This is a genomic window from Paraburkholderia sp. CI3 (genome assembly GCF_050436505.1).
Classification (GTDB): Bacteria; Pseudomonadota; Gammaproteobacteria; order Burkholderiales; family Burkholderiaceae; genus Paraburkholderia; species Paraburkholderia tuberum.
Window position 1 is genome coordinate 447,156 of the sequence record NZ_JBNDMI010000002.1, and the last position, 25,654, is coordinate 472,809.

At 60.6% G+C, this 25,654-nt stretch carries 22 protein-coding genes and 7 pseudogenes; 13 read left to right on the forward strand and 16 right to left on the reverse strand.

All coding sequences use genetic code 11. The annotated features are described in order from the left end of the window. Positions 1-28: 28 nt before the first annotated feature. The 7 genes from OKW29_RS04830 to OKW29_RS04860 form a co-directional block, all read right to left on the reverse strand. Positions 29-1,045 (reverse strand): fimbrial protein, encoded by a 1,017-nt coding sequence (locus OKW29_RS04830; RefSeq protein ID WP_429290183.1) that lies wholly within the window; start codon positions 1,043-1,045, stop codon positions 29-31. A gap of 72 nt (positions 1,046-1,117) precedes the next feature. Beyond that, the gene (locus OKW29_RS04835) at positions 1,118-2,191 is read right to left on the reverse strand and encodes an ImpA family type VI secretion system protein (protein ID WP_429290184.1); all 1,074 of its coding nucleotides are present in this window, start codon (positions 2,189-2,191) and stop codon (positions 1,118-1,120) included. Further along, positions 2,188-3,261, reverse strand: coding sequence for a type VI secretion system baseplate subunit TssG (gene tssG / locus OKW29_RS04840; RefSeq protein ID WP_429290185.1), 1,074 nt, complete (start codon positions 3,259-3,261; stop codon positions 2,188-2,190). The genes OKW29_RS04835 and tssG overlap by 4 nt, the downstream gene beginning before the upstream one ends. Then, positions 3,258-5,138, reverse strand: coding sequence for a type VI secretion system baseplate subunit TssF (tssF, locus tag OKW29_RS04845; RefSeq protein WP_090810718.1), 1,881 nt, complete (start codon positions 5,136-5,138; stop codon positions 3,258-3,260). The genes tssG and tssF overlap by 4 nt, the downstream gene beginning before the upstream one ends. Position 5,139: 1 nt before the next feature. Next, positions 5,140-5,658: a type VI secretion system baseplate subunit TssE gene (tssE, locus tag OKW29_RS04850; RefSeq protein WP_429290186.1), complete on the reverse strand. Its 519-nt coding sequence runs from the start codon at positions 5,656-5,658 to the stop codon at positions 5,140-5,142. Beyond that, positions 5,655-6,491, reverse strand: a complete 837-nt coding sequence (locus OKW29_RS04855) for a type VI secretion system accessory protein TagJ (protein WP_429290187.1) — start codon at positions 6,489-6,491, stop codon at positions 5,655-5,657. Before OKW29_RS04855 ends, tssE begins: the two co-directional genes overlap by 4 nt. Next, positions 6,475-7,056 (reverse strand): TagK domain-containing protein, encoded by a 582-nt coding sequence (locus OKW29_RS04860; protein WP_429290188.1) that lies wholly within the window; start codon positions 7,054-7,056, stop codon positions 6,475-6,477. The genes OKW29_RS04855 and OKW29_RS04860 overlap by 17 nt, the downstream gene beginning before the upstream one ends. A 650-nt stretch (positions 7,057-7,706) precedes the next feature. Here OKW29_RS04860 and OKW29_RS04865 point away from each other — a divergent pair. After that, positions 7,707-8,510: pseudogene (locus OKW29_RS04865) on the forward strand (Clp protease N-terminal domain-containing protein); the annotation flags it as partial. 164 nt (positions 8,511-8,674) lie between these two features. On the opposite strand, the pseudogene OKW29_RS04870 reads toward OKW29_RS04865, so the two are convergent. Further along, positions 8,675-8,989: pseudogene (locus tag OKW29_RS04870) on the reverse strand (IS30 family transposase); the annotation flags it as partial. 130 nt (positions 8,990-9,119) lie between these two features. After that, positions 9,120-9,293: pseudogene (locus OKW29_RS04875) on the reverse strand (ATP-binding protein); the annotation flags it as partial. A 1-nt stretch (position 9,294) separates the two neighbouring features. On the opposite strand from OKW29_RS04875, the pseudogene OKW29_RS04880 reads away from it, so the two are divergent. From OKW29_RS04880 to OKW29_RS04895, 4 genes and pseudogenes are all read left to right on the forward strand, one after another. Next, positions 9,295-10,020 (forward strand): annotated as a pseudogene (locus OKW29_RS04880) (IS256 family transposase); the annotation flags it as partial. Positions 10,021-10,368: 348 nt separating this feature from the next. Next, positions 10,369-10,815 carry an SRPBCC family protein gene (locus OKW29_RS04885; protein ID WP_018422638.1) on the forward strand — a complete coding sequence of 149 codons (447 nt, stop codon included), beginning with the start codon at positions 10,369-10,371 and terminating at the stop codon, positions 10,813-10,815. Between the two features lie 272 nt (positions 10,816-11,087). Further along, positions 11,088-11,309: a hypothetical protein gene (locus OKW29_RS04890; RefSeq protein WP_429290189.1), complete on the forward strand. Its 222-nt coding sequence runs from the start codon at positions 11,088-11,090 to the stop codon at positions 11,307-11,309. A gap of 10 nt (positions 11,310-11,319) precedes the next feature. Further along, positions 11,320-11,499 (forward strand): hypothetical protein, encoded by a 180-nt coding sequence (locus OKW29_RS04895; protein ID WP_429290767.1) that lies wholly within the window; start codon positions 11,320-11,322, stop codon positions 11,497-11,499. Between the two features lie 251 nt (positions 11,500-11,750). Here OKW29_RS04895 and OKW29_RS04900 read toward each other — a convergent pair whose 3' ends face one another. Continuing rightward, complete coding sequence (locus tag OKW29_RS04900) at positions 11,751-13,385, reverse strand: NADP-dependent glyceraldehyde-3-phosphate dehydrogenase (RefSeq protein WP_429290190.1); 1,635 nt, start codon at positions 13,383-13,385, stop codon at positions 11,751-11,753. A gap of 1,015 nt (positions 13,386-14,400) precedes the next feature. On the opposite strand from OKW29_RS04900, the gene OKW29_RS04905 reads away from it, so the two are divergent. The 3 genes from OKW29_RS04905 (at position 14,401) to OKW29_RS04915 (ending at position 16,367) form a co-directional block, all read left to right on the forward strand. Next, positions 14,401-14,841, forward strand: coding sequence for a hypothetical protein (locus OKW29_RS04905; protein WP_090810764.1), 441 nt, complete (start codon positions 14,401-14,403; stop codon positions 14,839-14,841). Positions 14,842-14,863: 22 nt separating this feature from the next. Beyond that, entirely contained in the window at positions 14,864-15,952 is a 1,089-nt protein-coding gene (locus OKW29_RS04910; RefSeq protein ID WP_429290191.1) for a hypothetical protein, read from the forward strand. A 109-nt stretch (positions 15,953-16,061) separates the two neighbouring features. Next, positions 16,062-16,367, forward strand: a complete 306-nt coding sequence (locus OKW29_RS04915) for an acylphosphatase (protein WP_429290192.1) — start codon at positions 16,062-16,064, stop codon at positions 16,365-16,367. A gap of 24 nt (positions 16,368-16,391) precedes the next feature. Here OKW29_RS04915 and OKW29_RS04920 read toward each other — a convergent pair whose 3' ends face one another. Further along, on the reverse strand, positions 16,392-17,207 hold the full coding sequence (locus OKW29_RS04920) for a class I SAM-dependent methyltransferase (RefSeq protein ID WP_429290193.1): 816 nt from the start codon (positions 17,205-17,207) through the stop codon (positions 16,392-16,394). Positions 17,208-17,509: 302 nt separating this feature from the next. On the opposite strand from OKW29_RS04920, the gene OKW29_RS04925 reads away from it, so the two are divergent. Continuing rightward, entirely contained in the window at positions 17,510-17,782 is a 273-nt protein-coding gene (locus OKW29_RS04925) for a hypothetical protein (RefSeq protein ID WP_429290194.1), read from the forward strand. 117 nt (positions 17,783-17,899) lie between these two features. Next, the gene (locus OKW29_RS04930; RefSeq protein WP_429290195.1) at positions 17,900-18,229 is read left to right on the forward strand and encodes an NIPSNAP family protein; all 330 of its coding nucleotides are present in this window, start codon (positions 17,900-17,902) and stop codon (positions 18,227-18,229) included. A gap of 84 nt (positions 18,230-18,313) precedes the next feature. On the opposite strand, the gene OKW29_RS04935 is transcribed toward OKW29_RS04930, so the two are convergent. Together OKW29_RS04935 and OKW29_RS04940 are read right to left on the reverse strand one after the other, a co-directional pair. Further along, positions 18,314-18,760, reverse strand: a complete 447-nt coding sequence (locus tag OKW29_RS04935) for a type II 3-dehydroquinate dehydratase (protein ID WP_090810774.1) — start codon at positions 18,758-18,760, stop codon at positions 18,314-18,316. Positions 18,761-18,764: 4 nt separating this feature from the next. After that, positions 18,765-19,382 (reverse strand): annotated as a pseudogene (locus OKW29_RS04940) (MFS transporter); the annotation flags it as partial. A gap of 87 nt (positions 19,383-19,469) precedes the next feature. Here OKW29_RS04940 and OKW29_RS04945 point away from each other — a divergent pair. Continuing rightward, positions 19,470-20,462: an IS5 family transposase gene (locus OKW29_RS04945; RefSeq protein WP_429290196.1), complete on the forward strand. Its 993-nt coding sequence runs from the start codon at positions 19,470-19,472 to the stop codon at positions 20,460-20,462. Positions 20,463-20,590: 128 nt separating this feature from the next. Here OKW29_RS04945 and OKW29_RS04950 read toward each other — a convergent pair. Beyond that, a pseudogene (locus OKW29_RS04950) lies at positions 20,591-21,262 on the reverse strand (MFS transporter); the annotation flags it as partial. Between the two features lie 187 nt (positions 21,263-21,449). Here OKW29_RS04950 and OKW29_RS04955 point away from each other — a divergent pair. Together OKW29_RS04955 and OKW29_RS04960 are read left to right on the forward strand one after the other, a co-directional pair. Beyond that, positions 21,450-22,235, forward strand: coding sequence for an IclR family transcriptional regulator (locus OKW29_RS04955; RefSeq protein ID WP_018422624.1), 786 nt, complete (start codon positions 21,450-21,452; stop codon positions 22,233-22,235). A 359-nt stretch (positions 22,236-22,594) separates the two neighbouring features. Continuing rightward, positions 22,595-23,128: pseudogene (locus tag OKW29_RS04960) on the forward strand (dihydroxy-acid dehydratase); the annotation flags it as partial. Between the two features lie 766 nt (positions 23,129-23,894). Here OKW29_RS04960 and OKW29_RS04965 read toward each other — a convergent pair. Further along, the gene (locus tag OKW29_RS04965) at positions 23,895-25,046 is read right to left on the reverse strand and encodes an IS110 family transposase (protein WP_429289915.1); all 1,152 of its coding nucleotides are present in this window, start codon (positions 25,044-25,046) and stop codon (positions 23,895-23,897) included. Between the two features lie 276 nt (positions 25,047-25,322). Then, positions 25,323-25,634: a high-potential iron-sulfur protein gene (locus OKW29_RS04970; RefSeq protein ID WP_184069709.1), complete on the reverse strand. Its 312-nt coding sequence runs from the start codon at positions 25,632-25,634 to the stop codon at positions 25,323-25,325. Positions 25,635-25,654 lie beyond the last annotated feature (20 nt).

Here is a 25,654-nt window from a genome sequence, read left to right on the forward strand (position 1 = left end):
GGTGGACCTTCGTCGTTGAATAGTCGATTCAAAGAATGGTCATCGTGACTGTTGCGGTTGCCTGGATCCTGCCTGCGCTCGGCGTTGCTGTTCCGACGCGCAGCACCGTCGCCTCGAGTGCAAACGGCGATTGCATCGCGCCCTGCGGTGTGTGGACGAGGGTGCTCGTCGGATCGTTGGGCCTGAAGATTGTGTTGGTCGAAACATCCCGCAATCGAATCGCGAGATGCGTCGCGCCGGTGTTCTTCAACATGCTGCTATCTTCTGTATCGGGGGTTCCGGAAAGTACGGCAGTAATCGAAGCCGGTGGCGTGGGCCCGGTGCAGAGCACCGTAAAGTCGACTGGCCGGGTTGGCCCGCTTGTGGTCGACACATCGCTTGGGCCGAACGTGCCGAAATCGATGTTCAGTGTACTGGTATTGACCGAGCAACTTGGAAGAACCTTGACGTTGATGCTGCCGCCCGTGATGGTCACGACCCGATTGCCGTCACCCTCGGCGACGCCGGCTCCCACGGTATTGAGTATCACGTTGACGTTGCTTGCGATGTCGCCCGTTTTGACCAGTTCGATCTCGAATTGCGAGCCAATGCCGAAGCGCCCATAGATAACCTGATTGGGTTCGCCCGCGGGAAAGGACGGCGTAAACGGAAGTGGCGAGTTCACGCCGGTTGCACGAAGATAGGTCAAACGAAAGCCGATGCCTGGGACGTTCGTGTTATAGACGGTAGCCCCCAATACAACGGACGGCGTTGCGTTGGAATACTGTATTGATACCGTGCCCCCGTTGGTGCAGTCCGCGAAGTTCGCATAGGTCGCGTACGCCGGCGACAAGCCCGTGGCGATCACCGAGCCGACCGGTAACGCCGGATCGATCGATACCGAGCTTTCCCGGAACGGTATGTTGACCGTTAATGTTTGTCCCGCAATGTAGCCTTGAGACAGCAGTTCGGAAATTTGCGAAGGCTTCAACTGGGTGCAGGTGGCGAACGCGAAATGGGGTATCGCGAAGCAAACCAGGATAAGAAAATGAATGAGTCTTTTCATTGGAAGTTGTTGGTTGACCGGCGGACTGAATGGGCTGACAGCGGGGAAAGTCGCACATGCGCGCACGTCGCCTCAACTGTCGGCTACGTCCCATTTAGCGAGTAAATCGGCGGGAATGATATGGGCGAGTTCTGAAAACCGTTTGCCCACCATTCGTTCCGATTGGCGCAGCAAAACAATGACAGGACTGCTCGGTTCGTTTTGCTCGAACCACATGCGTGTTTCCTGAATGGCTGCGAGCGCGCTCCAGCGATCCATTGAAGAAGGCGCAGTGATTGGCAGATCGGCGCGCGCGTCGGACTGCGGTAGCGTCGCCGTAGCCACGATCGCCGACGCCGATCCACGCACGCTGTCGTTGTCCTGCTTGTTGTCCTGCTCGTTGACGGCTCGGGCGGGCACTGGCGCGGACCCGCCGCCGCCCACCCGATGCTGCGCGAATGGCTCCAGCGCTCGGGACAACGCGCCGAGATCGGGCGCGTCGGCGTCGAGCATCTCATCGCACCATGCGGCAATGCGCTGCGTCAGACACTGCGCTTCGACTAGTGCGGCCATTGCCGCGTCGCGTCGGCCCCACAATTCCTTTAGCAACCGGGCGACGGATTCAGGGGCGAGCGCGTCCTTCTGGCGCGGCGTCGCGAATGATTTTTCGATATCGCGCAAATGCAGTTGAAGCCCCGCGGCCCTCGGCATCGGGATGTCGCGCGCATCGGCCAGCGTGCCATCCGGTTCGACGAGTCCGCCGATCGCGTTGGCGAACATCGCCGGGTCTCGCTCGCCTTCGAACACGGGCAGCGGGTGGAGCGCTTCGCCATAGCATTCGAGCATGGCCATCAGCAATGCCAGTCCGTCGCGCAGGCCAGCCGCGCCGTCGAGCCGGGTTCGGCAACGCAGCAGGATCACCGCGAGGCGGATGTCTTTTGTCCGCAGCAGCAGCGCGCGGCAGTCGCGTTCAATGTCGGCCCAATTGGCCGTTGGCGGCACGTCGACGAAGTCGCCGTACTGCGCTTCGGCGCGTGGGGCCGCGGCCGCCTGCAGCATCACGAAGGCCGGATCGTATTCGAGATCGGGACCGCAAGGCGCGTGTGCGGAGACCGGTTCGAGCAGATCGGCGTAGCGCAGCACGGCGGCGGGAGTGTTGGCGTTCATGCGAGGGAACTCCGGGGTCGGTCGTTGTACTGTTCAGGTTCGAAAACCATGCCGACGACCGGCAGGTCGTCGAGGGAATCACCGAGCCACGTCGAGTAGCCGAGTCTCTGCGACGTGCCGATGCAGGCGGCTGGCGCCGCGCGGGGGTTGACGAGCAGCTTGACCTCCCACGCGTATTCGTGGCCGACGAAGGCTCGCACCCATTCGACGAACGTCGGCAAGTCCTCGCCGTGCGGCGTGAGGCGCAAATACTGATCGAGGTCGAGCGGACCCACGACGAGCCGGAACTTGTGTTGCCGGTCGGGAATTGCCTCGCCGAGTTGGGCGCATTCACCGATGATCGCCGCGGGCCCCGGCACCCCGAGCCTCGTATGTTCCGATGCGGACAGATGGATCCAGTGCGGCACGAATTCTTCGATCGTCATCGGAACACCGAAGTAATGCGAGAGCGTCGCCGCGATGCCGTGCGGAGTTCGCGCCTCGCGCACGAGGTGCGCCGCCGCGCTGTAGCGCGAGTGCGTGGGCAGACAGGACTGCTCCGCCTCGGCCGGGTCGACGCCGATCAGACTGGCGACGTAGAACGAAAACGTTTCGTCGCCGGCACGGTCGAGCGACGCGGTGGCTTGCCCCGATGCCCACGCGCGATAAAACTGCGACAGAGCGCGGTGATGGAACAGATCGACCAGCCCGACGAGCGCATGATCCTGGTGGCTTTCCACACGACTGTGAGCCAGCTCCGTCATATGCAGCGGCAGCGGCCCCTGCGGCCCCCACAGGCCGAGCCCGAACAGCCGCACGTCGAGGCAACCGTCTCGCATGCCGAGCGACGCGATTTCGCGTGGCGCAAACGCCAGAGTGGGTTGCTGACCGATCCGGAACGGCTCTTCTTGCGGCAGACTCGCGGTGCCCGGCAACGGCATCAGCGGGTCGCGCGCGGCGATAGCCCGCAGCAGGCTCAGGAAGCCGGACTGCCACGGCGTGTCCGGATCGAACCACGCGTCGAGCGATTGCGGATCGAGCGATGATCGCGTTGACGCGACGGCGCTCGCCATTGCCCCATCCATGCTCATACCGCTCCGCGTCCGCCCATGCGTGGCCGCCATTGGGTGATCAGGCCACGTTGCATCGAACGAAGTTCGGTTTCGGTGAACACGTTGATCGAGACGTGGCGCGCGAGGTAATGCTCGAGCACGAGGCCGAGCAGATACGGGCTGATGCCTGAGAAGCCGGTTTCGTCGACCGTCAGTTCGCAGCGCACGCCACGCCCATACACGAGTAGTCCGTCGCCCGGCAGACGCCGGACCACCGGTTCAGTGCGTGCGCCGACGAGTGCCTCGATCTGCCGTGCCTGTTCGCGCTCGCCTGGGGCGATGAAGAGGCCGAGCATGTTGCGCAGCGCCTGGCCGCCGTCGCCGTGGTCGAGTTCGGCGAGCGGCATGTAGTTGAAGCTCAGCTGCCTGATCAGACGCCACGCCGTTTCACCGCTCGCGTACGGCGCGCGCGGCGCGCTCGGTGCATGCACGAGGCGCACGCCCTCGATCGGCACGGAGTCCGACATCGTGAGGTCGGTTTTGCCGTTACGCGGGATCAGGCGCGGCAGGTCACGGTTCGTGACCCACGCTTCGACCGACAGGTAGCGAATGTCGTCAGCGTACGGCGCCTCCGCCTGATCGACGAGCGACACGTAGACCTCGGTCCCGATATACGGCGTACGGGTGCCGTACTTGCGTGCATTGGCCGACAGCGCGCGCTGCTCACGGCGCACCGAAAAATAGCGGCCGTGGTTGCCCACGTCGCTATGCAGCGTCTGATAAAGCGGATTGAACTCGACTTCGAGCGATGTTTGCGCTCGCTGACCGAATACGCGCGACACCGAAAAAATCTCGTAGTCGAGCGGCCGGGTGCGGTCGGCGAGCAGATGAAAATCGGTTTGCGCGCGATTGATTTCGACGCGGTCGGTGCGCTTGCGAAACAGGTTGATGACCGGCGTACAGAACAGCAGGAAACGCGCTGCGTCGACGTGCGCGGCCAGCTCTTCCGGCAGGCGGTCGAGCAGCAGCACGACCTCGGCCTCCTTGCTGTCCACTCGCGCGAGACCCGCCGCGAGCTGCGTCAGCGCAAAGAAATAGAAGCGCTGGCGGCATGCGAAGTATTCCTGAAGCAGGTTGTGGCCGTGAAACGTATTCCACGTGAGCGGCAGCAGACCCTGTTGCGCTTGCAGACCTTCAAATTCGACCGGTGTTTTCGCGACCACGTGCCCTTCGTCTCTCGACGCGCCGTACGCGCGCACGACGGAGGCGACGCTGCCGGCGTGGATCAGCTCGAACAGATGCGAAGCGATACGTTCGTCGCCACCGATGTAAATGGGCAGCCGGTCGAAGTCTGTCATCTGGTTGAACTTCACTTCGCCTGTTGTGCGCAGGCGCAGCCGTAACGCGCCGCGCAATTGCAGGTGCGGCAACAGATGGCGATCGGTGTCGGGGATATCCGGTGGCACGGCGCTGAGCCGGGCTTCAGCGATCTCGATAGGCCATAGCGTGACGTCCTGGCTGCTGCGGAATTCGCACGCGGTTTGCTCGCCGGGCGGGATCGCCGAGCGCAGCATGCTTTGCCGGGGCACCTTCAGCCCTCTCGTGAAATCGCCTTCGCGCAGGCTCGGACGCAACTGCGCGACGGCGATCGACGGCGTCGGCGCGACATAGTTCGGATAGACCACTTCGAGCAGGCGCTGCGTAAAGCGCGGAAATTCGGCGTCGAGTTTGATCTGCGTGCGCGCCGACATGAAGCAAAACGCCTCGATGAGCCGCTCAACGTAGGGGTCGGCAACGTCGATGCCCTCCATGCCAAGGCGGCGCGCGATTTTCGGGTGCTGGGCGGCGAACTCGCCGGCCATTTCCCGCATGTAGGTCAGTTCGCGGCTGTAGTAGTCGAGAAATCGTGGGTCCATGTCAACTTCCCTTGCCGGAGCCCAGTTCGAACGTGACGTGATTCATTTCGATGTCGAATGCACTCTGGATGCGAAATTCCAGTGGATAGGGCGACCAGCGCATGAGGCCATGAATCTCGAACTCGAGCTGGTTGTAACGTACCGGGTTCTTGCTATTGAGCGGCCGGATGCGCAGCGACTCCGGAATCAGCCGCGGCTCGAAGCGAACGATCGCGTTGCGGACCATCTTCTCGACGGTTTCCCAGTTGCGACTGGTGAGGTAGCTACCGGACAACGCGGGAATGCCGTAATTGACGACCGACGCGGCTAGGATGGGGTAGCGCGCGATGTCCATTTCGTCGTCCAGGTTCGTCGTGTTGAGCAGCAGGCCGAGATCACGCTGGATGATGCGGCGCATGCCTTCGCTGTTGGGCGCATAGGCCTCCGGCCGCTCGCTGCGCCGCGCGGGCGCATCGTCGAGCAGGCGGTCGATCAGCGACGGCATGTAGGCTTGCCGGTGTCGCGCGTCGGACGTGGTCATACGTGCTCGTCGTGATTGAACCGGCATTCGCCGATGTCGAGCAGGCCGACGTCGCCCTTGTCGGTGCTCCAGGTTTTCTGGCCGAGCGCGATCACGCCGGTTTCCCCTACGTCTTTCCAGGTTGTTTCGCGCGAGAGCCGGGTGGCGGCGGGACCACTTTCCGAGCCGGGATAGCGCACCGGCAGGTAGCCGCGCAGGATAGTCGCGTCGCGTAGGCCCACGACGGCCGAGCGCCAGACGAGGTCGGCCAGCGCGGTGACCGGACCGAGTGTCAGCGATTTCATCGAGTCGAACGGCACCCAGCGATACCCGCCCGCTACGGTCAGCTCACACACGGGGCCCAGCCGGCTATCGCTATCGGTCAGCCACTCGAATGCGCCGATCTGCGTGCTGTCGCCGCGCGTGGCCGGCGCGGCGTTCAACGCGGCGCCGCGCAGTTCGTCGGCGGCGGCGAGGTTGCCCTCGCCCAGCATGACGTTGGCTTGCAGCAGCGATTTCACCCACTCGGGCAGCGGATTGATCTCGCCCGGCGCGCGCTGACCCGCGAACACCTCGGCGCGGAACATCTCGCTGCGAATCAGCCCGCGATACATCTGGGCGCGCGATGTGCCTTCCGGCTCTAGCGTGGCCCAGGTTTGCAGCTGTTGTAACGCGCGTTTCCATTCGCCGTCGAGGCACAACAGCTCGAACAACAGCCAGCGTTCGCGCACGTTCGACGGATGCTTGCGCACGTTGTCGATGGTTTGCTCCTTGAGTTCGCAGTAAGTCTGCGCGTCGAGCAGGCTGCGAAGTGTTGGCGTGTCCGACTTGGGCAGGTCAGCGGTTATTTTCATCTGAAAATTCAGGCTCTTCGTATTCGATCGATTCAGGCATGGCGATGTGGCTGTCCATACTGATCATGTGATGTTCTTCGCGCGCAAGCTGCGCGGTTCTGCTCGCACGGTGCGCGGGAATTCCGCGCGGCGCGAGCAGCGCGAGGATCTCGTGCGTTTCGTCCGCCTCGAAAATCTGCTCGGCACTGAACGAGTCAAGGCTATCGAGCAGGGTGTCGATGTTCTTCCCCTTCGTCAGCAGGTCGAACACCGACGCTTCAGCACGCGACGGATCGACAAGCTCGGCGAACGGATCGTGAGGTGAGCCGATGATCGACTCGCCGTGATCTTCGGCCGACGCCTTGGGCTCGTGCGCGTTGCCGCTCTCCTGGCTCAACAGCGCGTGACGATATTCCAGCGTGAGCGCGGCGAGCGGGTCCGCTGCGTCGATGTCGGCTGTCAGAAGCTTTGCCATGCCGTCGTGTGCGCCGGGTTCCGCTGGATTCGGTTCGCGCCGCAACTGCAGCGGATCGTTATCGTCCTCGTCGGCTAGTGCGATCAGGTCGCTGAAGTCGTCCGGCTGCATGAGCACGGGCTCGATCCGGTCCGCGGCAGAATTCACGCTCGACGGTGGTGCCTGGACAAAGTCTCCAGACGTATTCGCTATTTCGAGAGGCGGGTTCCGTAATAAATCGGGCATAGGCTGAAGGTCGGTATGCGCGCTCGGCCCAGCGCGAGGCGAACCCTCCACGCCGGCGTGACGGTCCTCGCGTGCGACGGCCCACTGGCTTGCCTCACTCATTTCCGACAGATCGATTCGCGAAACGGTTGGAGCGAGCCGGAAAGACTGGATCGTTCGTGCGAAGGTCCTGAGCGCGCTTGCTTCGAAGGGCGAATGGTCCCAGCGTGCGTGATATCCAGTCATGGCCTGACCGGTATGAAACGGCGAATGAGATTTGCCTGGAAAGCGCGCATTTGTAAAAACTCTCTCGCCGCAGAAATAAAAAAATCACCAACTGAAAATGTGGGTTGGCGCGTGGAAGATATGAATGCTACTTCGCGCTCCTTGAGCGGAATATGGGCGACGGCCCAAATACACGCAGCGATCGACCGGCTATCCTTTGTCGCTCGATCAGTCTGGCCGGCGCGCTTTTTCGGATACCTGCCCGCGGAGCGCGGGATGCCGACGCGAGGCCACGCCTCTCCGCTACAAACATCTTTACCTGCAACGTCATCATGTCCATTTCACGCCACGCGTTGTTCGGCAAGCTCGGCGCAACGCTCTTCAGGAGCATCGAATCCGCAACGGCGTTTTCCAAGCTGCGCGGCAACCCGTATATCGAGCTCGCGCACTGGCTGCACCAGTTGCTCGCGCAGTCCGATAGCGACCTGCACCGCATCGTCAGACACTGCGGCATCAGCCGCGAACTGCTCGAGCGGGACCTGCAGACCGCGCTTGCCGCGCTGCCGTCAGGCGCGAGCGCGCTCACGGATTTTTCGCATCACGTCGAGACGGCAATCGAGCGCGCGTGGGTGGTCGCGACGCTGGCATTCGGCGACGGTCGGATCCGCGGCGCATGGCTGATGGCGGCGCTTGTCGAGACGCCTGAGTTGCGGCGCTTGCTGCTGGCCATTTCGCCGGAGTTCGGCAAGATTGCCGTCGACGGCCTTCACGATGCGTTGCCGGCGTGGATTGCCGGCTCCCCCGAAGCGGAGGACACCCCGTACGACCAGAGTGACTTTTCGTCGGCGGTGCCGGGCGAGGCGTCCGGTGCGCTCGCTGCATCGGTGAAGGGCGCGGCACTCGCGCAGTTTTGCGCGGATCTGACCGCACGCGCGCGCGCCGGTGAAATCGATCCGGTGGTTGGGCGCGAAGTCGAGATTCGCACGATGATCGACGTGCTGTTGCGCCGGCGTCAGAACAATCCGTTGCTGACCGGCGACGCCGGGGTTGGCAAGACGGCGGTAGTCGAAGGCCTCGCGCGCGCGATCGCGGCCGGCGAAGTCCCGCCGAAACTTGCCGACGTGCGGCTGTTGAGCAACGCTGCCATGAGGATGAGGATAGTTGGACACGGGTGCTCTCGGGGGCGCATCACACCGTCAGTTTCGGCCATCATTCAGCGGGTATTCCCTAATCGTAATACGAATTATGTTTTATGGCCGTACGTAAACGGCGGCTTCAAGGTCGAAGCGCAACGGCGGATTTAATGTTTAGAGCCTTGAGGTTGAGCTGCTGAAGCAAGTGTTGGGGCAAAGACCTCGAATGGCGAATGGAAGGCGTGAGTGGCGCGAGGGCGGCTGTTGAGACTGTCGGCAATGGCGTCGAGTTCGTCCTGGCTATAGACCGACAGGTCTGCGCCTTTGGGCAGATACTGGCGCAGCAAGCCGTTGGTGTTTTCACAAGTACCGCGTTGCCATGGACTGTGCGGGTCGCAGAAGTACACCTTCGCACCCGTCGCGGCGGTGAGTTCTTGATGTCGCGACATTTCCTTACCCCGGTCGTAGGTGAAGCTTTGGCGCTGTCAATGCCGCCCGTAATTTCCCCCGAAGTGTCGAAGTAAAAATCCCCACCCTGTGTAACCGGTGATCAGCCGGAATTGTGATCGGAGGAGCTCCGTTTGGGACGATGATTGCGCACCGCTCATAGCAGGCCTCAACGCCAAGCGCTATGCACAAGTGTGATTTGCCGGTTCCAGGCGGCCCGAGGAAATGCACGGCCTGACGTCGTTCGATGAAGTCGAGTTGTGCCAGTGCCATGATGCGATCCCGATCGAGACCCGGCTGGAAGCTGAAGTCGTAGCCAGAAAGTGTCTTGATGGTGCCGCGCAGCGAGAACTCGGACGGTCAATGTCTGCTGGTGATCATCGGCGTGAGGCCGGATGGACGCAAGGAGCGTGTGGCGATCGGTGACGGGTATCGCGAGTCGAAGGCGTCATGGCAGGAGTTGCTGCTCGACCTGAAATCGAGAGGCCTGCAGGCTGGGCCGCTGCTTGCCGTCGGCGATGGCGCGATGGGCTTCTGGGCCGCACTGGAGGAAGTGTTTCCTGCAACGCGTGGCCAGCGCTGCTGGTGGTTCCACAAGATGGGCAACGTCCTGAACGTGCTGCCGAAGTCGCAGCAAGGCAGAGCTAAAGCAGATCTGCAGGCGAACTGGATGGCCGCCACGCGCGCCGACGCGTATGCCGCGTTTGATCGTTTCGTGACGGTCTACGCGGCGAAATATCCGAAGGCAACGGAAACGTTGAAGAAGGACCGGGAAAGCCTGCTGGCGTTTTACGACTTCCCGGCTGAGCACTGGCAGCATTTGCGGACCACGAATGCGATTGAGTCGACGTTCGCGACGGTGCGACACCGTACGACGCGCACGCGCAACTGTGTGTCGCGACCAACCTTCCTTGGTCTGGCATTCAAGCTGATCGAGGAAGCCGAGAAAACCTGGCGCCGCGTCAACGGGCCCGAAAAGATCAAGCTGTTGCTGGAAGGCATTGCCTTCAGGGATGGCGAACCGGTGAAAGACGATCAACCGGTTCAGCAGAAACTCGCCGCCTGAAGTCCCTGCTCATCAAGTTGCCTATACACCATGCATGGACGCCCCCGGCTTGCCAAGTTCTCGTTTGTAACGGATTGAAGGTAACGATTGCAGCCATGCATCCGGACTTCAATGGCGGCGTAGGCCGGCGGTCCCTGATGCGTTGCAATCATCGATCATCCAAAAAGGACGGGGACGCTATGGCGACCGGGGACGTTTCGACCGCAACGCAGTCCGTATGGGGCGATACATCTGCTAAACGAGTGTCAACCGTCTACGGGTTTTGCCTGGTCTCGTGCGTGTCGATTCCCGCAACGCGGGCGCGTCGTGACAGTATGTCCAACCCCTCCAGTGAAAGGCACACTCATCATGGCTACCGGAACCGTCAAATTCCACCGTGTTTTGCGCACGACGCCCGAGCGTATCTATCGCGCGTTCCTCGAACCCGCCGCGATGGCGAAATGGCTACCGCCGTATGGCTTCACCTGCGACGTGCATCAGATGGATGCGCGCGTCGGCGGCACCTACAGGATGTCGTTTCATAACTTCGGCTCGGGCAAGGGGCACTCGTTCGGCGGCGAGTACATCGAACTGGTGCCGTTCGAAAAGATCCGCTATTCGGACCATTTCGACGACCCGAATCTGCCTGGTCAGATGCACACGACCGTTTCGTTGCGGCAGGTGTCGTGCGGGACCGAACTGAACATCGTGCAGGAAGGCATCCCCGAGATGATTCCGGTCGAGATGTGTTACCTCGGCTGGCAGGAGTCGCTCGCGCAACTGGCGAAGCTGGTCGAGCCGGAGATTGCGGACTGACATTCAATAACAGCCGCTTGCTCCGCCACCGAGCAAGTGACCCGAGGGCACTTTATTCTCCCCGCCAAACGACCGTCCAGTGTTCAACCGCTTCGCGACGGATTGAATGCTATTCCGCGAGGTCTTCCGATTGGGCGCCGCCGAATCTCCGTTGCGGCGAGGCGTTCTCATCGTTGGCATTGTTTAAGCTTGAATTAAGCCACGCTACGTACTCTTCGGACCGAAGCATGAGACGACAACGGCCCGACGGGGCGCATTCTTTCCGTCGAGGTATGAGCGCGACAACTCGGGGCATTCCCAGACAGAAAGAGGTTGAGATGATGTACTTGATTACCGACCTGAAAATGGTCGAAAGCTACGGTCGCATCAAAGCTGACAGCGGCGACGATGCGCTGCATGAGTTTGCGGTCAGCGAGGGCTTCCTCGACCTGATGGAGTTCGCCTCCGCCCGGCCCGCGTTCGCCAACGACTTGCTCGCTGTTCAACTGCAATAAGGCGACTGACGTGGCCATGACTTTGGGGCAGGCCCTGGTGCACGCAGAGCAGTTGGAAGTCTACGGTGTGATTTCCAGGACGTCGCAGGCGCTCATCCGGCTGATGCAGGAATACCGAGCCGTAGTCGGTGTGGAACAATACGAGCAGATTATCGAGCAAGCGGGCTTGGCTCATCCGGACCCGCAGTGACCCGCTCCGCGCATCCTGCACCAGGGAAAAGCGTTGGGTCGATGCATGAAGCACCGCCATAGGACGTCGCAAATATTCGTCGCTTTTAAACCTATGCTTTTCGACGGGCATCGACTGGCCGGACGTCGTGCGAAATCGCCCCAACTGACGAATGGACCCTTTGACTCAACCATGCGCGCAATGCGCTGACCTTTACGGCATCGCGCGCTGAATCTCCGCACCGGGACTCGAGCTCGATACCCATCGAGCCGCTAAAAGATAAAACCGGTGTTCACGAACTTCGAGTGATGATTCGTGACAATCGTATCGAGCAGCGTCTTGTTCAGGTCGGTCTCCTTGGCCGCGACCATGGAGCGAATCGAGAACGCGCGCAACGCATCGGTGACCGATAGCGTACCTTCCGCAGAATCCTTGCGGCCGGCAAACGGAAAGACGTCTGGGCCTCGCTGGCACTGGCTGTTGAGATTGACGCGGCACACCTGATTGACGAGCGGGTCGACCAGCGAGCCAATTTGGGCAGCGTCGGTGCCGAAAATGCTGACCTGCTGACCGTGGTCCGAAGTGATGACATACTCGAGTGGTGTATCGATGTCATCGAACGGCACGACTGGGATGATCGGTCCGAACTGCTCCTCACGATAGAGCATCATCCCTTCCTTCACGGGGTACACCACGGCCGGATAGAAAAGAGTTTTGCAGAACACGCCACCACCTTCGTTCACGACCGCCGCGCCTTTCGCTTTCGCATCGTCAATTGCCTGAGTCATGTAGGCCGTGCGATGCATGCCCGGCAGCGGTGTAATGGACACACCCTGTTCCCACGGCATGCCGACCTTGAGATTTTTGAGCGCTGCGTTAAAGCGCTGAAGAAACGTATCGACGATCGAGCGGTGCACCATCAATATCTTGAGCGCTGTGCACCGTTGACCATTGAACGACAACGTACCGAGCAGACATTCCTTCACGGCGAGGTCTATGTCGGCGTCAGCCAACACAATCGCGGCGTTTTTGGCGTCAAGGCCGAGAACGGCGCGTAGCCGATGCGACTTTGGGTGCTGTTTTTTCAGGTGGTCTGCAACCTTGCTTGAGCCGATGAGGGCAAGCACGTCGATCTTTCCTGAGGCGAGCATGTGTGGCACCACCACCGCACCCGGTGCATAAATCGTGTTGACGACGCCTTTCGGGAAAGCAGAGCGGAAAGCCTCGAGCAGCGGAAAGAACAACAGCGTGCCATATTGGGGCGGCTTGAACACGACGGTGTTGCCCATCAGCAATGCGGGAATGAGCGTCGCGAACGTTTCGTTCAGCGGATAGTTGTAAGGCCCCATGCACAGCACGACGCCCAGCGGGGTGCGGCGAATCTGGCCGATGGTGCCCTCCGCGATGACAAAGCGCGAGTTGCTATTGTCTAGCTCCTTGAGCGCCGAGATAGTGTCTTGCATATAGCTGATGGTGCGGTCGAACTCCTTCTGCGAATCGGCAAGGCTCTTGCCGATTTCCCACATGATCAGATTCACGATCTCATGGCGCCTGGCCGCCATGAGACGAATGAAGTCTTGCATGCAGCCGATGCGCTGCGCGACTGTCATCGTTGGCCACTCACCGCGGCCGTGATCGTAGGCTCGCACGGCCGCGTTCAGCGCGGCATCGCTCTCGACCTCGCCCATGACCGGATAACTGCCAATGACGACCTGTTCAGCGTCGCCGGAGGCTTGTCGCACGCAGACTGGCGACTGCACGCTCTTGCAGGCGCCATCCCATGCCTTCAGTTCTCCATCGACGAGCGAGACGCGCTGATGAATCGGCTCCGCGAGGCGGGCGGAATCGGGAATATCGTCGGTGACTGGAAACAACTGCCAGAGGTTCTCGAAGTCAATATTTGCCACGTTTCGCTCCTATGTTCGTGCAGTACGCGGTGGCCCGCCAGGCGTTGGGATTGCTCGAACGCAATCAATGCGACCGTGCCTACCCTCTGGTGACGTAACGGTACCTGTCGGACCGATCATTGGGTCGTGCGCAAGCGACTGTGCCGGTGTTTGGTGGCTGTGCTTCGCGGCGGGCGCAAGACACAGAGAGAAGCATAGCTAATGGCAGAGAACAGAGTTGAAGACGAACCGTGTTCAACACCTGATAAACGGTGAAGTCGGTTCCGACAGTGATATCACGTGGCGCGGCGCGGCACCGCCGAGCTTGCGGGCGAGCTTAGTCAGCAGCCGCGGAAATGTCCTCGTAACCGGATTCGATTAGATTCGTCATCGTGGTCTGCAGTTCGACCAACGGCGTAGCGGTCACTGCGGTCGCTACCCCGTCGGATTTCGGAAGCAGTCCGGCGAATGCCGCCATTCCCGTCCCGCATGCTGTTAGGAGTAAGGTGGCAGCAAGTACGGCTGCACTGCCGCGCAGCGCTTGCTTGGGAGCGAAGTCCGCAAAACATCGCATCATGGCTATCTCCGGTTGACGCAGTTTCTGGACGCAAAGACCGTGCCGACGGAGGGGCTGTCAGGCAAGCGTGCCGCTAACGGGCTGCGTAGGCGTTGAATGCTCGCGTGACAGTGGCGACGTGGACTCGGTGGTGGGACTCGCCCTACACTTTGACCGGGCAGCGACGGTCCGAAACCAACATTTCGCTGCGGAGAATTGCGCCCGCATCTTCCTGAACGTTGCCCGGCAAGCGTTCAGGGATTGTCCTGTGCCGCTCGCTTGACCAACCGTATGTGCGAGGCAGCGAGGAACCCGGCGATAGTTCACTTGTTGCGAAGTCGACGTGACACTTCTGCGGCGTGCGCACCGATATACTGTTTCCTCCTACCGAACAGCTGTACTAACATCGAGTAACGGTTCGAGCATTGACGACCGGGCGGGGCCGGGGAGGCGAGTGTGTTTTCCCCTTGGAGAGCCAGGATGAAAGAAAACTCATCTCGTGAAATCGTCGAACTGCTGACAAAAGTGGTCGGGCGCAGCGCCACGCATGTACCTAGGGGGCAGAGCCGCCGCAGTGCCTCAAAAGCGATTGACCGGCTTGAAGAGATCAAACGGAACGCCGCGTTTGCTCGCCAATACGAATCAGCACCGGAACCGCTACGCGAATTGGTAATGAGGCGGGCCGTAGAAGTCCACGACCTGGCAATTGCACGAGATTACGCGAGCGCCCTCAATGCCCTCAGTGCGGTTGTCGATTTCCTCTATCAACATCTTGTAGACGACTCCGGCTCAGCAACGCCGCCGAGCAAACTGGCAAGCATCGATTTGAATGCGGTTCACCGGGCTCTTCAATTCGGAGGTCTTCCGGGACAGTCGCAGCAGGACCCAGATGACGACAACCCACCGCCAGTGCGTCGCTGAACTTGCCAAGGGATAATCTCCGATGCTCTCGGGCCTATCGAAACTGCTGGACAAAGCATTTATCCTCGGCTTCTTTTTGCCGGCCCTGCTTGGCTTTACAGGCTTTCTCGCGGCAAACGCCGATATCCCGGCATTTTGCGATTTGCTACACGAAGCGACCTCGGACAGCGACAAGGTTGGAAGCCTGTTCTCTTTCCTCATCATCGTATGGGTCCTATCGCTGATCCTGTTGGTATTGAACAACTGGTTTTATCAGGTCCTCGAAGGATACAAATGGCCATTCAATCGCGAGGCCTGGAAGCGCGATGAGCGAAATCGCCGCAATCGTCAGCTGGACCTCATAGAACGCCTCCGTACGGAACTCGCTACAGAGAACAGTACAATCGAGCGGCTTAAAGCCTCAAAGGAATCGTTGGAATACAGAAAGGCTGAATTGAACCGAGCCACCGTAAGGGCGAGGCTGTACCGCAACCAGGAGCGGAACGCCCGTGATTTCCCCCGGTATGAAAATCTCATTCTTCCTACGGCCTTTGGGAACACGTTGCGTGCATTCGAGGGTTACTCGAGCGAAGTCTATAAGGTTGACAGCATATTCGTATGGCCGCGTCTTCTTGCAGTCATCCCAAAGGACTATCAGGCAATCATTGCGGATGCGAGAGCTCCAGTTGACTTTCTGGTCGGACTCGTCGTTCTGGGTACCTTTACGTCCATCTTTACCTTGGTGCGAGCGATTGACATCTGGCTTGCCGACGGACTGGCCGGTAATTACCTGTTGGCGGATCTTTTTCAGAACGCTGCGATTGCGGCCGCCATTGCGGCAATTGCGTATCGGCTTGCGATTCTTGAGGCAAGAAGCTGGGGCGACGTTGTCAAATCAGCGTTTGACCTTTATCTTCCGGCACTCGCTGAGAAGTTAGGTTTTGTTCTCCCGACGTCCCAGGCCGCACAGCGGGAGTTCTGGGGGGCATGGAGCACGCAGTTCCGCTTCCATGCACCGGCAAATACCGCCTGGTGGACACGTATCAAGCCGGTGACGCCAGCAGCAACGACGAAGGCGGATTGGGAGGCGACAGACTCGGCAGGCGAAAGCGACGAGGTGCGCGGAGGTTGACTGTCGAACCCGCGATTCGTGTCGAGCAGAGCTTTTGCTTCCGGACTGACAGCGACAGCGACCAGAGGCAACCGCGCTGCGTCTTATCCGGCCTGGAGTTACGTGCATCATGACGCCACAATTCGATACCGATCTACGGACCAGACTGGTCAGGGTATATGGTCACGTGCAGGGTGTAGGTTACCGGCAGGCTTGCATCAACGAGGCCACGGCTCGAGGCATCACGGGTTGGGTGCGCAACCGGATGGACGGTTCGGTCGAGGCTGTGTTGCAAGGACACGCTGAAGAACTCGAGCAAATCTGCCATTGGCTGGTTGACGGTGCGCATGCAGGGCTGGTGGACCGTCTGGAAGTCCAGGAACTATCGCCACCAGTAGCCAGGTTCGATGAATTCAAGCTCGCCGCGACGGTCTAGTTGAGTTGAGTCAATCCGCTCGCCCTAAGGCTTGAGTGCGGAAGCCAGAACGCAGCTCATCGGAAGCCGCAGGTCCCCCGTATCGCTGCGATACGCCTCCGCGTCGTGGGCGACGGCCCGTTCAATAGACGCTAGCGCGGCCGGCGTCTGCGCGTGTAGCAACGCGGAAACCCGCACGCCACCACGCAGGAGTGCATGAAAAGGTGTATTGGGAGCACGAAGCACGAGCGTGAGGTCCAACTCTCGCACCTCCGGTTGGACGAACCCGGCATCGAGCAACAGGCGCTTCGATTCCTCCCAATCGCTGAATCGGAAGAAGGGTGGTCCCGGCGGGACGGGTACGTCGGTCGTCCCGTGCTCCTCGATCGCCTTCAACACCATGCCGAAGCCAACCGCCTTGTTCGGTGTCGCCCATACCGTGAAGGCGATTCTGCCGTTAGGTTGCAGCACACGAATCGCCTCCGCGAGCGCGCGCTCGGGGTGCGCAAAGTGCAACATTCCGAAGCTGATCCCCACTGCCGAGAAGCTTGCGTCGGGAAATGGCAAATCCTCCGCGTCGCCGACGCGGAACTCAAGTGCCGGAAAGACGCGTCTCGCCTTGTCGACCATCGCGACCGAGAAATCCACCCCGGCGACATCCGCGCCGCTGCGCGCGGCGGCGGCCGCGAGGTAGCCCGGGCCGCAGGCGACGTCTAGAAAACGGGCTCCCCGCCGAATGCAGAGGGTTTCGAGCATGGCCTGGTTCGACTGGGCGGTCAAATCACCAAAATACTCATGATAGGCCTGCGCGACCCGCTCCCAACCTTCGTGCTCGAAGGTACTGAAGTCGAGTTGTCCCATGCTTACCCCCACCGGTTTTACACGTTGGCAACCTTTAGCGCATGCCTATGTTCCTCGTAATCCGTATGTCTGGCTATCGGGGAAACAATCCAGGCCGGCGACAGAGAAAGCGAACGAATGTGTGGTGCGATGCACAACCGACGTCGTCTGAAGCCGGCAGACTTTCGCGCGCGTCGGCGCTGGCTGACGCACCCCCACGAACCGATACGCCTGCTTTCTCTCTGGCGCTTCGCATTTCAGCGCCAGGTCGCGAAACGCCTCACTTGCGTTAGACTGGCTCGAGCAACCGGGAGGAGACCTGGATGATACGCAAGACGCTTAATGCCTCGCAGCTTCAGCAGGAGGTCAATCGGCGAATCCATCGACTGCAGGAAATCGTCGAGGATGGCGTGAAGATTCGCGTGCCGCGGCCGCAATTGCAAGAGGCTGACAAGACAGGCTGCAACTGGAATATGACCCACTTCGGTAACGCGATCGGCTTCGAGCGCGACATCGAGGGCGTACTCAAGGCCATGCGTGCGGAATACAGCCTCAGTACCGAAGTGAAGGACTCCAACAACCCGTTCGGGGACTAGTCGCGAAAGTTACAACCAGCGCGGGTCGCGCGTGAACGCCACCGTCAGCCAGCGGTCCGGGCTCACCGGTAACGCGATCGCCACCAAAGCCATGACCTCCAAAGAGAAGGTGTACGCATGCGCACCCGCCCCATGTATCTGGCAAAGCCCCTGTTGAATTTCCGGGTCTACACGATCGCGCTGCGCAAGATGCCCGAGTTTATCGACGTGTTTGACAGGCTCGCCATGCCAATCCTGCTCGAGACGCTTGGACATCCGCTCGGTTTTTGGACCAGTCTGGTCGGGCCGCAGAACCAGTTCACCCACCTGTGGGGGTATGACGATCTGGCAGACTACGAACGACGGTGCCTTGCACGCGATACGCATCCGGATTTCCCCGCCTATCTCAAGGCATCGGGCCATCTGATCACGGCACAGGAGACACGGCTCATTCGTGCCGCCGCGTAGGATAGCGTCGCAGAGTAAGCCGGTGCTGCGGCCGAAGCGGGCTCCATCGAGGAGCCCGCGTGCTTCTTGAATAGAGGAGCCGGCTCAGGTCTGGTTGCCCCACAGATCGTCAATCGCGCGGATTGCTAGCAAGTATCCGTTTGCGCCAGCCCCGCAAATTACCGCGGTAGCCGCCACCGAAATCGTCGAGTGACGATATTCCTCCGAGCGTCGGTGGATGTTGGTGATATGCAATTCCACTACTGGTCGGCGGATGAGTTTGACTGCGTCGAGCACCGGAATCCGACCGAATGAAAAGCCGGCTGGATTGATGATCAGCGCGGCGTCCTGCAAGAACGCTTCCTGGATCCAGTCGATCAACTCGCTTTCGCTGTTCGTTTGTCGGAATACGCAGTCGAACTCGAGGGCGTCGGCCAGCGCGAGGCAGTTCTGTTCGATGTCCTTCAGCGTAGTGCTGCCATAAAGATGAGGCTCCCGCGCACCCAGCATGTTCAGGTTGGAGCCATTGAGGATGTAGAGTTTGCGAGTCATGGTGTCAGTGTGTAGAAGAGCGTTCCAGGGCCGTGTCTCTGGTTTCCCGGGATATTGCGATCATCAGGAAGGAGATCAGGTTCAGCGAGCCGCAGACCGCTACGATGGCCCAAGGGGAACCGTTAAAGGCATTGAGCAGCGCCACGGCGACGATTGGCATCGGGCCGCCGGTGAGCAGGTTGGCTCCCGAGTACGACAGTGCGGACCCCGTGTAGCGCGCATCGGTCGGAAATGACTCGGCGAACCACACCGGCTGGATGCCGCTCTGGAACTGTGTGAAGCCGAGGAAGGCGCCCATCACGGCCATCGTCATGGCGATCGAGTTCTGGTTGAGAATCGGAAAGTAGATCAGGCAGCAGATCAGCGTGCAGAACGAGCCGATCATCAGCGCACGTTTGCGTCCGATCCGATCGCTCAGATAACCGCCCGCCAGCGCTCCCGCGATGGCACAGACATTCGCAACCATCAGCAGCATGAAACCGGTCTGCTTTGGTACGCCGAGGTGTTTCGTCAGATAGCTGAGCGAGAAAACCACGATCAGATAAAACAGTGCGGCCGGGCCACAGAAGAACAGCGTCAGGCGAAGCGCGGTGCGCCAGTGATATTTGAAAACGGTGCCTAGGGAAACGCTGATTAATGGAGCTCGGCGGTCATCGCTCACGTAGCCGAAGGCGTTATAGAAGGCAGCTCACAGAACGGACTCACGAGGATGAAGAGGCAGATCGGCTTCGCGGAAGCGGAAATTGCAGGCAAGAAGCGCGTGACGAGGCGCCAACGCTTCCTGGCGGAGATGGAGCAGATTGTGCCGTGGCAGCGTTTGCTGTCTGCAATCGAACCGGATTACCCGAAGGGCACGCGAGGCCGTCCGCCGATTGGCCTGGAGCGAATGCTGCGGATCTATTTCCTGCAACAGTGGTACGGGCTGTCGGACGAAGGGCTGGAAGACGCGCTGTATGACAGCATTGCGCTGCGCGCCTTCGCCGGCATCGATCTGGCAGTCGAGAACGTTCCGGATGCGACCACGCTGCTGAAATTCCGGCGCCTGTTGATCGAGCACGAACTGACACGGAAGCTGTTCGACGAGATCGGTATCTCGCTGTGTGAGCGTGGACTGATGATGAAGGAAGGCACGCTGGTTGATGCGACGATCATCGAAGCGCCACCGTCGACCAGGAACGCCGGGAAGAGCCGTGACCCGGAGATGCATCAAACGAAGAAGGGAAACGAATGGCACTTTGGGATGAAAGCCCACGTTGGCGTGGACGCCGATTCGGGCTTGGTCCACAGTGTGGTTGGCACGGCGGCCAACGTGTCGGATGTGTCGCAAGCCCATTTGCTGCTGCACGGCCATGAAGAGGAAGCGTTCGCCGACGCAGGCTACATTGGTGTAGACAAGCGTGATGAAATGAAAGGCAAGGCAGTAAATTGGCACGTCGCTGCCAAGCGCGGAAAGATCAAGGCGATGCAGGACGGGCCGCTGAAGGACCTGGTGACTGCGCTTGAGCGAACCAAGGCGCAAATCCGTTCGCGCGTTGAGCATCCGTTCCATATCGTCAAGAACCTGTTTCACCATCGCAAAACCCGATACAAGGGCTTGGCCAAGAACACGGCGCAACTGTTCAGCTTGTTCGCTCTGGCGAATCTGGTGACTGCGCGAAATCTGTTGCGATCGGTTCATGGGAGCAATCCGTCATGCGTATGAAAAATGAGAGAAGAGGGGCTCGTTTGCGAGCCAGATTCACCGAAATGAGCGTCGATTCGATTCGTTATCCAGAAAATTTGACGCGTCTTGATCTGCAAGCCGATCCGACAGTTCATTAATCAGCGTTTCCCTAGCGGATTGGCAGCGCGTGTGGGAGCGGCAGTCCTCTTGAGCGCCTCGAAGGCGGGTGTCTCGCTAACCTTCCTGCGGATGTAGATGCCCAGCAGCACCAGCACAAAGCTTGCGAGGAACGGGACTCGCCATCCCCAGGAGTCGAAGTCGTCCGATGAAAGCAACGCGGCCAGTGTAAAGAGCGAGAAGTTGGCGAGAATCTGGCTGAGTGGCGAGCAGATGCCAAGCAGGCCCGAATACAAACCGCGTCGGTTAGCAGGCGCATGCTCGACCGCCATCAGTTGCGCGCCCGTCGACTCGCCGCCAAGCGCGAATCCCTGGATGATGCGCAGTGTCACCAGCAACGTCGGCGCGAGGATGCCAACCTGGTGATAAGTGGGCAACAGCCCCATCAGGAACGATGAAGCTCCCATTACCGACACGGTGATAAGCATCAGTTTGCGGCGTCCCCAACGGTCCCCGAGCATCCCGCAGATCACCGCGCCTAGCGGGCGTGCGGCCAGCCCTGCCCAGAAACTAGCCAACGACGCGAGCAACGAGGCGGTCGGGTCCAGCGATGGGAAAAACAGCTTTGGAAAGATCGTGGCCGCGACCACACCATACAGCGCGAAGTCGAACCATTCGAGCGCCGTTCCGACGGTTGCGCCTGCCACCGCCCGACGCGCCATCAAGTGAGCCTGCGCGGACTGTTGTTCCGCGGCAAGGCCTGAATCAGCAAAAAATGACATGTTGTCTCCTGAATTCCTCATATGTCGAACCGTTCGTTTCTGGCGACGAACAAGTGCTATTGTTTGCGCTCAGAAAGCAAGGCGTTCCGCACCGGAACTGCATTGCACATAATGAAAATCACGCGAAATGTCGCTCAAAAACGGCCTGAGAATTCTTGATTTCCTGGCGACGCAAGCCGAAGGCGCGGGTCTTCTGGCGATTGCCGACGCTTTGTCCCTGCCCCGCAGCACGTGCCACCGCGTGCTCGCCGAGCTCATCGAAGGCGGCTATGTCAGGCAACTGGTCGATCACAGCCGCTACATTCTGACAATGCGTATGACGTCGAACGGGCTGGAATTCCTGAGCCTGACGGGCATCGCGGATATCGCCCAGCCGATCATCGAACGCGTCGCTGCGCAGACAGGTGAACTGGCGCGGCTGTCGTTGGTGGACGGCGAAGCAATCATCTGGGTGGGGAAGGCGGACGGACAGCGCATCGGCTTTCGCTACGATCCTGACATGGGCCAGGCAGCACGACTTTCATGCACGTCGACCGGACACGCATGGCTGATGACAATGACTGACGAACAGGCGGCGGCACTGGTTTTGAAGCAGGGTTTTGGACAGCCCAATGAGTTTGGACCCAATGCGCCGACGACGCTCAAGGCGCTGCTGGGCTTCCTGCACGCGGCGCGCGTGCGTGGCTACGCGATGATCGACGAGGTGTTTGCCCCGCGCATGTCAGCGGTGGCGGTGCCCGTGGTGAGCGGCTCGCGTTGCGTCGGCGTCATCAGTTTGGCCGGTCCGCGGGTTCGGCTGACGACCGAGAAGATTCACGAGTACTCGATGCTGCTGCGCGAGGCGGCGAATGAACTGGCCCAGCTAAGCAATATGGCGGGATTCCCGAGTCGGCCGCCGCTCGGCAAGGGATGACGAGACACAAGTGTAAAGCCATCCGACCGGCGAACTTCGTCCGCTTCGCGCCGAACTGCGGTCTCCGATACGTTGGCGCAGATGACCGAACGTCTTCCTGTCGGATGCGCAACTAACGGTCGGGCGCCATGCTGCCATCACACTCGGGCTTCGCCCCAAAACCCGCTGACAAAGGCGGCCACGACGACTTGCCGTCGCTGCCTTATGTCTGGTTGGCACCGGGATAGCACGCTTCCATCGAAGCGACTTCGCTTTCGTACAGCAAACACGTCGCTCATCTGCCGTGCGCACAACATGGCGCGCGCGCAAAGCGAAGTGGCCGCCGCGACCGTGATCGACGATGCCGACATTCACGCGTGGCCGCCGCTACTCCCGAACTGCTCGAACACGAAGGGCGTGCCGTGGTATTTACCTCGCTCGAAGATCTGGCCGCGCGCATCGACGACCCCGGTCTGGACGTTCGCGCGGACGACGTTCTCGTATTGCAGAACGCGGGGCCGCGCAGTGCTTCAGGCATGCCCGAGGCCGGCTATCTGCCGATCCCGCAGCAACTTGCGCGGGCGGGGGTGAAGGACATGGTGAGGATTTCCGATGCGCGCATGTCGGGCACGGCGTACGGGACCATCGTGCTTCACGTGACGCCAGAAGCGGCGCTCGGTGGCCCGCTGGCGCTGGTGCGCAACGGTGATCGGATCCGGCTCTCGGCGCGGGACAAGCGGATCGATCTACTGGTCGACGAGGTCGAACTGGCGCGTCGTGCCGCTGAGATTCGTCCGGCGCAAGGGATGTATGCGCGCGGTTACCAGCGGCTCTATCACGATCACGTGCTCTCTGCCGCGGCAGGGTGCGACTTTGATTTCCTCACCGCATTTCCTTCCGAAGAGCTTAAGTAGCGGGTGCTTTTTCAACTCCCTGACCGAAGCGCCCGCGCGACTCGATCTGTTCGGCGCCTGATCAAGCGCAAACGACGAAGAGTTCATGGCTCACCGGAGGTGTCGTCGAAGATTCGCTCGTCGAATTCGATCGGGAACGGGTCGTTCCGGCTCAGAGTTCCGGCTTCGGACGCGTTCCGGTAGTCGTCAAGACGCGCCGAAACAACGTTTCGAATGTGACTCCCGACTATGGCGGATTGCTTGGGCCCCAGTGTTTCGAGGCGTGTAACGCCCATTGGTATCGCGGCTCAATCTCGCAAGTGGCCGGACTAGACCGTCGATCCTGTTGGATATGACCAGGCGAGATGGTGCTGAACGGAGGCTTCTATGTGGCATTGGAAGTCAAGCCCTTTCGCGATCCATTTTCCCGTCAGTTATCTCCCATTCGAGAGCGCGAGAGGTTATCCACCACCGGCCAACGGGTCGCTTGTCACGACCATGACGCTGGCCGGTGGTGGATAACCTCCTCGATAAGATGATTTGCAATCCTCCATATCAAGCGAGAACAGCAGTGAGGTCGGGGTGTCTGAAGTCCGGACAAGTTGACCGGACCAACTTCTATCCGTGCCGGCCACCAGACCGGTCACCACATACCGCATGCGCAAGGCGCTGGAACCACCCCATTACGGACGCGCCCCATCTAGAACCACGGTTATCCGCCGGACAACCCACCTCCGTTCCGGGCGCGCCAAACCTTCAAACGCTGCTGCCGCTCGACGTTGGCTGTTCAGGTCGCCGTCACCTTCTTCGCAGGCGGCTTGAGGGTTGCCCCGAGGGGAATCTCGCCGAATTCCAGATAGCGCCATAGCGCGACCGCCAGACGTCTGGCAAGTGCCACAATGCCGATGCGTCGCATACGCTTGCCACCGCCTGCAAAGCGCTCGTTGAACCAGTCGCTTAGCTGGCTGCTGCGCTGGAAGCGCAACCAGCTCCACGCCAGTTCCACCATCAGCCATCGGACTCGCTTGTTGCCGATCTTGCTGATGCCCTGCTCAACTTCACTCGTACCGCTGGCATAGGGCGTCGGGGCCAGGCCCAGGCAGCCGGCCACTTCACGGCGGTTGTGAAACTGTCGCCAGCCGAACAGTTCCCTGACCAGGACCCAGGCACTGCCCGTTCCGATACCCGCGAGGTGCGCGAGCCGCGCAATCGCGGGTTGCACACCGCTGCGCACCTCGCGCTGCTGCTGTGCCTCAAGCGTCCTGATCTGCCTGGCAGCCAGCGACAGCCGCTCACATTCGCGCTCGATCTCGGCGCGCAGGGCTGGCAACAGCTGAGTGGTGTGCTCGGCCCACCAGTGCGCCCACGCGCGGCCACCGATTCGCTCGGGCCGCAGGTTGTGAAGTACCAGCAGCGAGCGGATGCGGTTGCTATGGGCAGTGCGCTCCTGGCGCAGGCGATCGAGTTCACGGTGTACCCGCCGCTCATCTTCCTGTTCGGGAGTCGGGATGCGCGCGACCGCCCACACCCGGCGTTCACCAGCGTAGTAACGCATCAGCATCGACAGCAGCTTGTCGCTGTCAAGCCGGTCAGTCTTGGCGCGACGTCTGCGTCGGTTCACTTCGATACTGGCTGAATCCACCACCAGGTTCGTGATCTGATGTGCTTCCAGACAGCGGTGCAGCCAGAAGCCGTCACGCCCGGCTTCGTAACAGCTCCGCACCGGAGCATCGGCCGCCAGATGACAGCGCGCTTTGGCCTTTGCAATCGCCGTGAAAACTGCGGCCGTATCGCCGGCGGCCACGGTGCAGCGGCTCGGCGCGCGCACCCCATCGCCCAGCGAGAGCTTCCAGCTCCTGTCACCCAGTTCGAAGGCGACATACAGCGATCCGGTGATGGTTGTATCCTGCCCGCGAAGGGCCGTGCGAGGCGGATTCATTTGCGTACTCCTCTCGGAAAACGGGTGTCGGGATCCTCGTTTTACTCCAGGAGGCTTACTTCCGTGGCGCCCTTCCATAGTATCTAGCTTGTTATTCCTTGTCATAACGGCGCACTGGATCGCGGCTATCGGCGCGAGCTACGATGAAGCGAACGGTGACGTGACGACAGCTAGAAGAGCAGTTAAGCGGCGCGACGTCCATCCGACGGCGCTCCACACCCGTAGATTGACGCTGTACACACAGCGGTATGCCCAATGACAACGACGGCGTGTAGATTACGCCTTTTTCACGTAGGCGTTACACCACCCTTTTGCGTCGACCAGCTTGCCCCCGTAGGTCGGACACGGCCCATTCGTGGAACCGGGTTTGCCTTGATACAGTTGGCAATTGGCGCAGGTCTGCCCTGGCTGGTAGCGAGGGAATTTCGCCTTGTCGACCTTCGATGCGTCCATCTTGTATCCGAGGGCCAGTGCGGTCGGATCGTTTTCGGACAGCACAGGCGCGTCCGCGTTTGACTTTGTCGAGAGAACCGTCGTTGAGGCAACGGATGCGGCAAGTATCATGAAATGACGGCGAGAGAGCGACACGATCGAAACTCCTTTCGAGA

Coding starts and splice junctions, on each gene's coding strand:
- OKW29_RS04830 (WP_429290183.1), bottom strand. CDS start 1,045: ATGAAAAGACTCATTCATTTTCTTATCCTGGTTTGCTTCGCGATACCC.
- OKW29_RS04835 (WP_429290184.1), bottom strand. CDS start 2,191: ATGAACGCCAACACTCCCGCCGCCGTGCTGCGCTACGCCGATCTGCTC.
- tssG (WP_429290185.1), bottom strand. CDS start 3,261: ATGAGCATGGATGGGGCAATGGCGAGCGCCGTCGCGTCAACGCGATCA.
- tssF (WP_090810718.1), bottom strand. CDS start 5,138: ATGGACCCACGATTTCTCGACTACTACAGCCGCGAACTGACCTACATG.
- tssE (WP_429290186.1), bottom strand. CDS start 5,658: ATGACCACGTCCGACGCGCGACACCGGCAAGCCTACATGCCGTCGCTG.
- OKW29_RS04855 (WP_429290187.1), bottom strand. CDS start 6,491: ATGAAAATAACCGCTGACCTGCCCAAGTCGGACACGCCAACACTTCGC.
- OKW29_RS04860 (WP_429290188.1), bottom strand. CDS start 7,056: ATGCAGCCGGACGACTTCAGCGACCTGATCGCACTAGCCGACGAGGAC.
- OKW29_RS04885 (WP_018422638.1), top strand. CDS start 10,369: ATGGCTACCGGAACCGTCAAATTCCACCGTGTTTTGCGCACGACGCCC.
- OKW29_RS04890 (WP_429290189.1), top strand. CDS start 11,088: ATGAGCGCGACAACTCGGGGCATTCCCAGACAGAAAGAGGTTGAGATG.
- OKW29_RS04905 (WP_090810764.1), top strand. CDS start 14,401: ATGAAAGAAAACTCATCTCGTGAAATCGTCGAACTGCTGACAAAAGTG.
- OKW29_RS04910 (WP_429290191.1), top strand. CDS start 14,864: ATGCTCTCGGGCCTATCGAAACTGCTGGACAAAGCATTTATCCTCGGC.
- OKW29_RS04915 (WP_429290192.1), top strand. CDS start 16,062: ATGACGCCACAATTCGATACCGATCTACGGACCAGACTGGTCAGGGTA.
- OKW29_RS04920 (WP_429290193.1), bottom strand. CDS start 17,207: ATGGGACAACTCGACTTCAGTACCTTCGAGCACGAAGGTTGGGAGCGG.
- OKW29_RS04925 (WP_429290194.1), top strand. CDS start 17,510: ATGATACGCAAGACGCTTAATGCCTCGCAGCTTCAGCAGGAGGTCAAT.
- OKW29_RS04930 (WP_429290195.1), top strand. CDS start 17,900: ATGCGCACCCGCCCCATGTATCTGGCAAAGCCCCTGTTGAATTTCCGG.
- OKW29_RS04935 (WP_090810774.1), bottom strand. CDS start 18,760: ATGACTCGCAAACTCTACATCCTCAATGGCTCCAACCTGAACATGCTG.
- OKW29_RS04945 (WP_429290196.1), top strand. CDS start 19,470: ATGAAGAGGCAGATCGGCTTCGCGGAAGCGGAAATTGCAGGCAAGAAG.
- OKW29_RS04955 (WP_018422624.1), top strand. CDS start 21,450: ATGTCGCTCAAAAACGGCCTGAGAATTCTTGATTTCCTGGCGACGCAA.
- OKW29_RS04965 (WP_429289915.1), bottom strand. CDS start 25,046: ATGAATCCGCCTCGCACGGCCCTTCGCGGGCAGGATACAACCATCACC.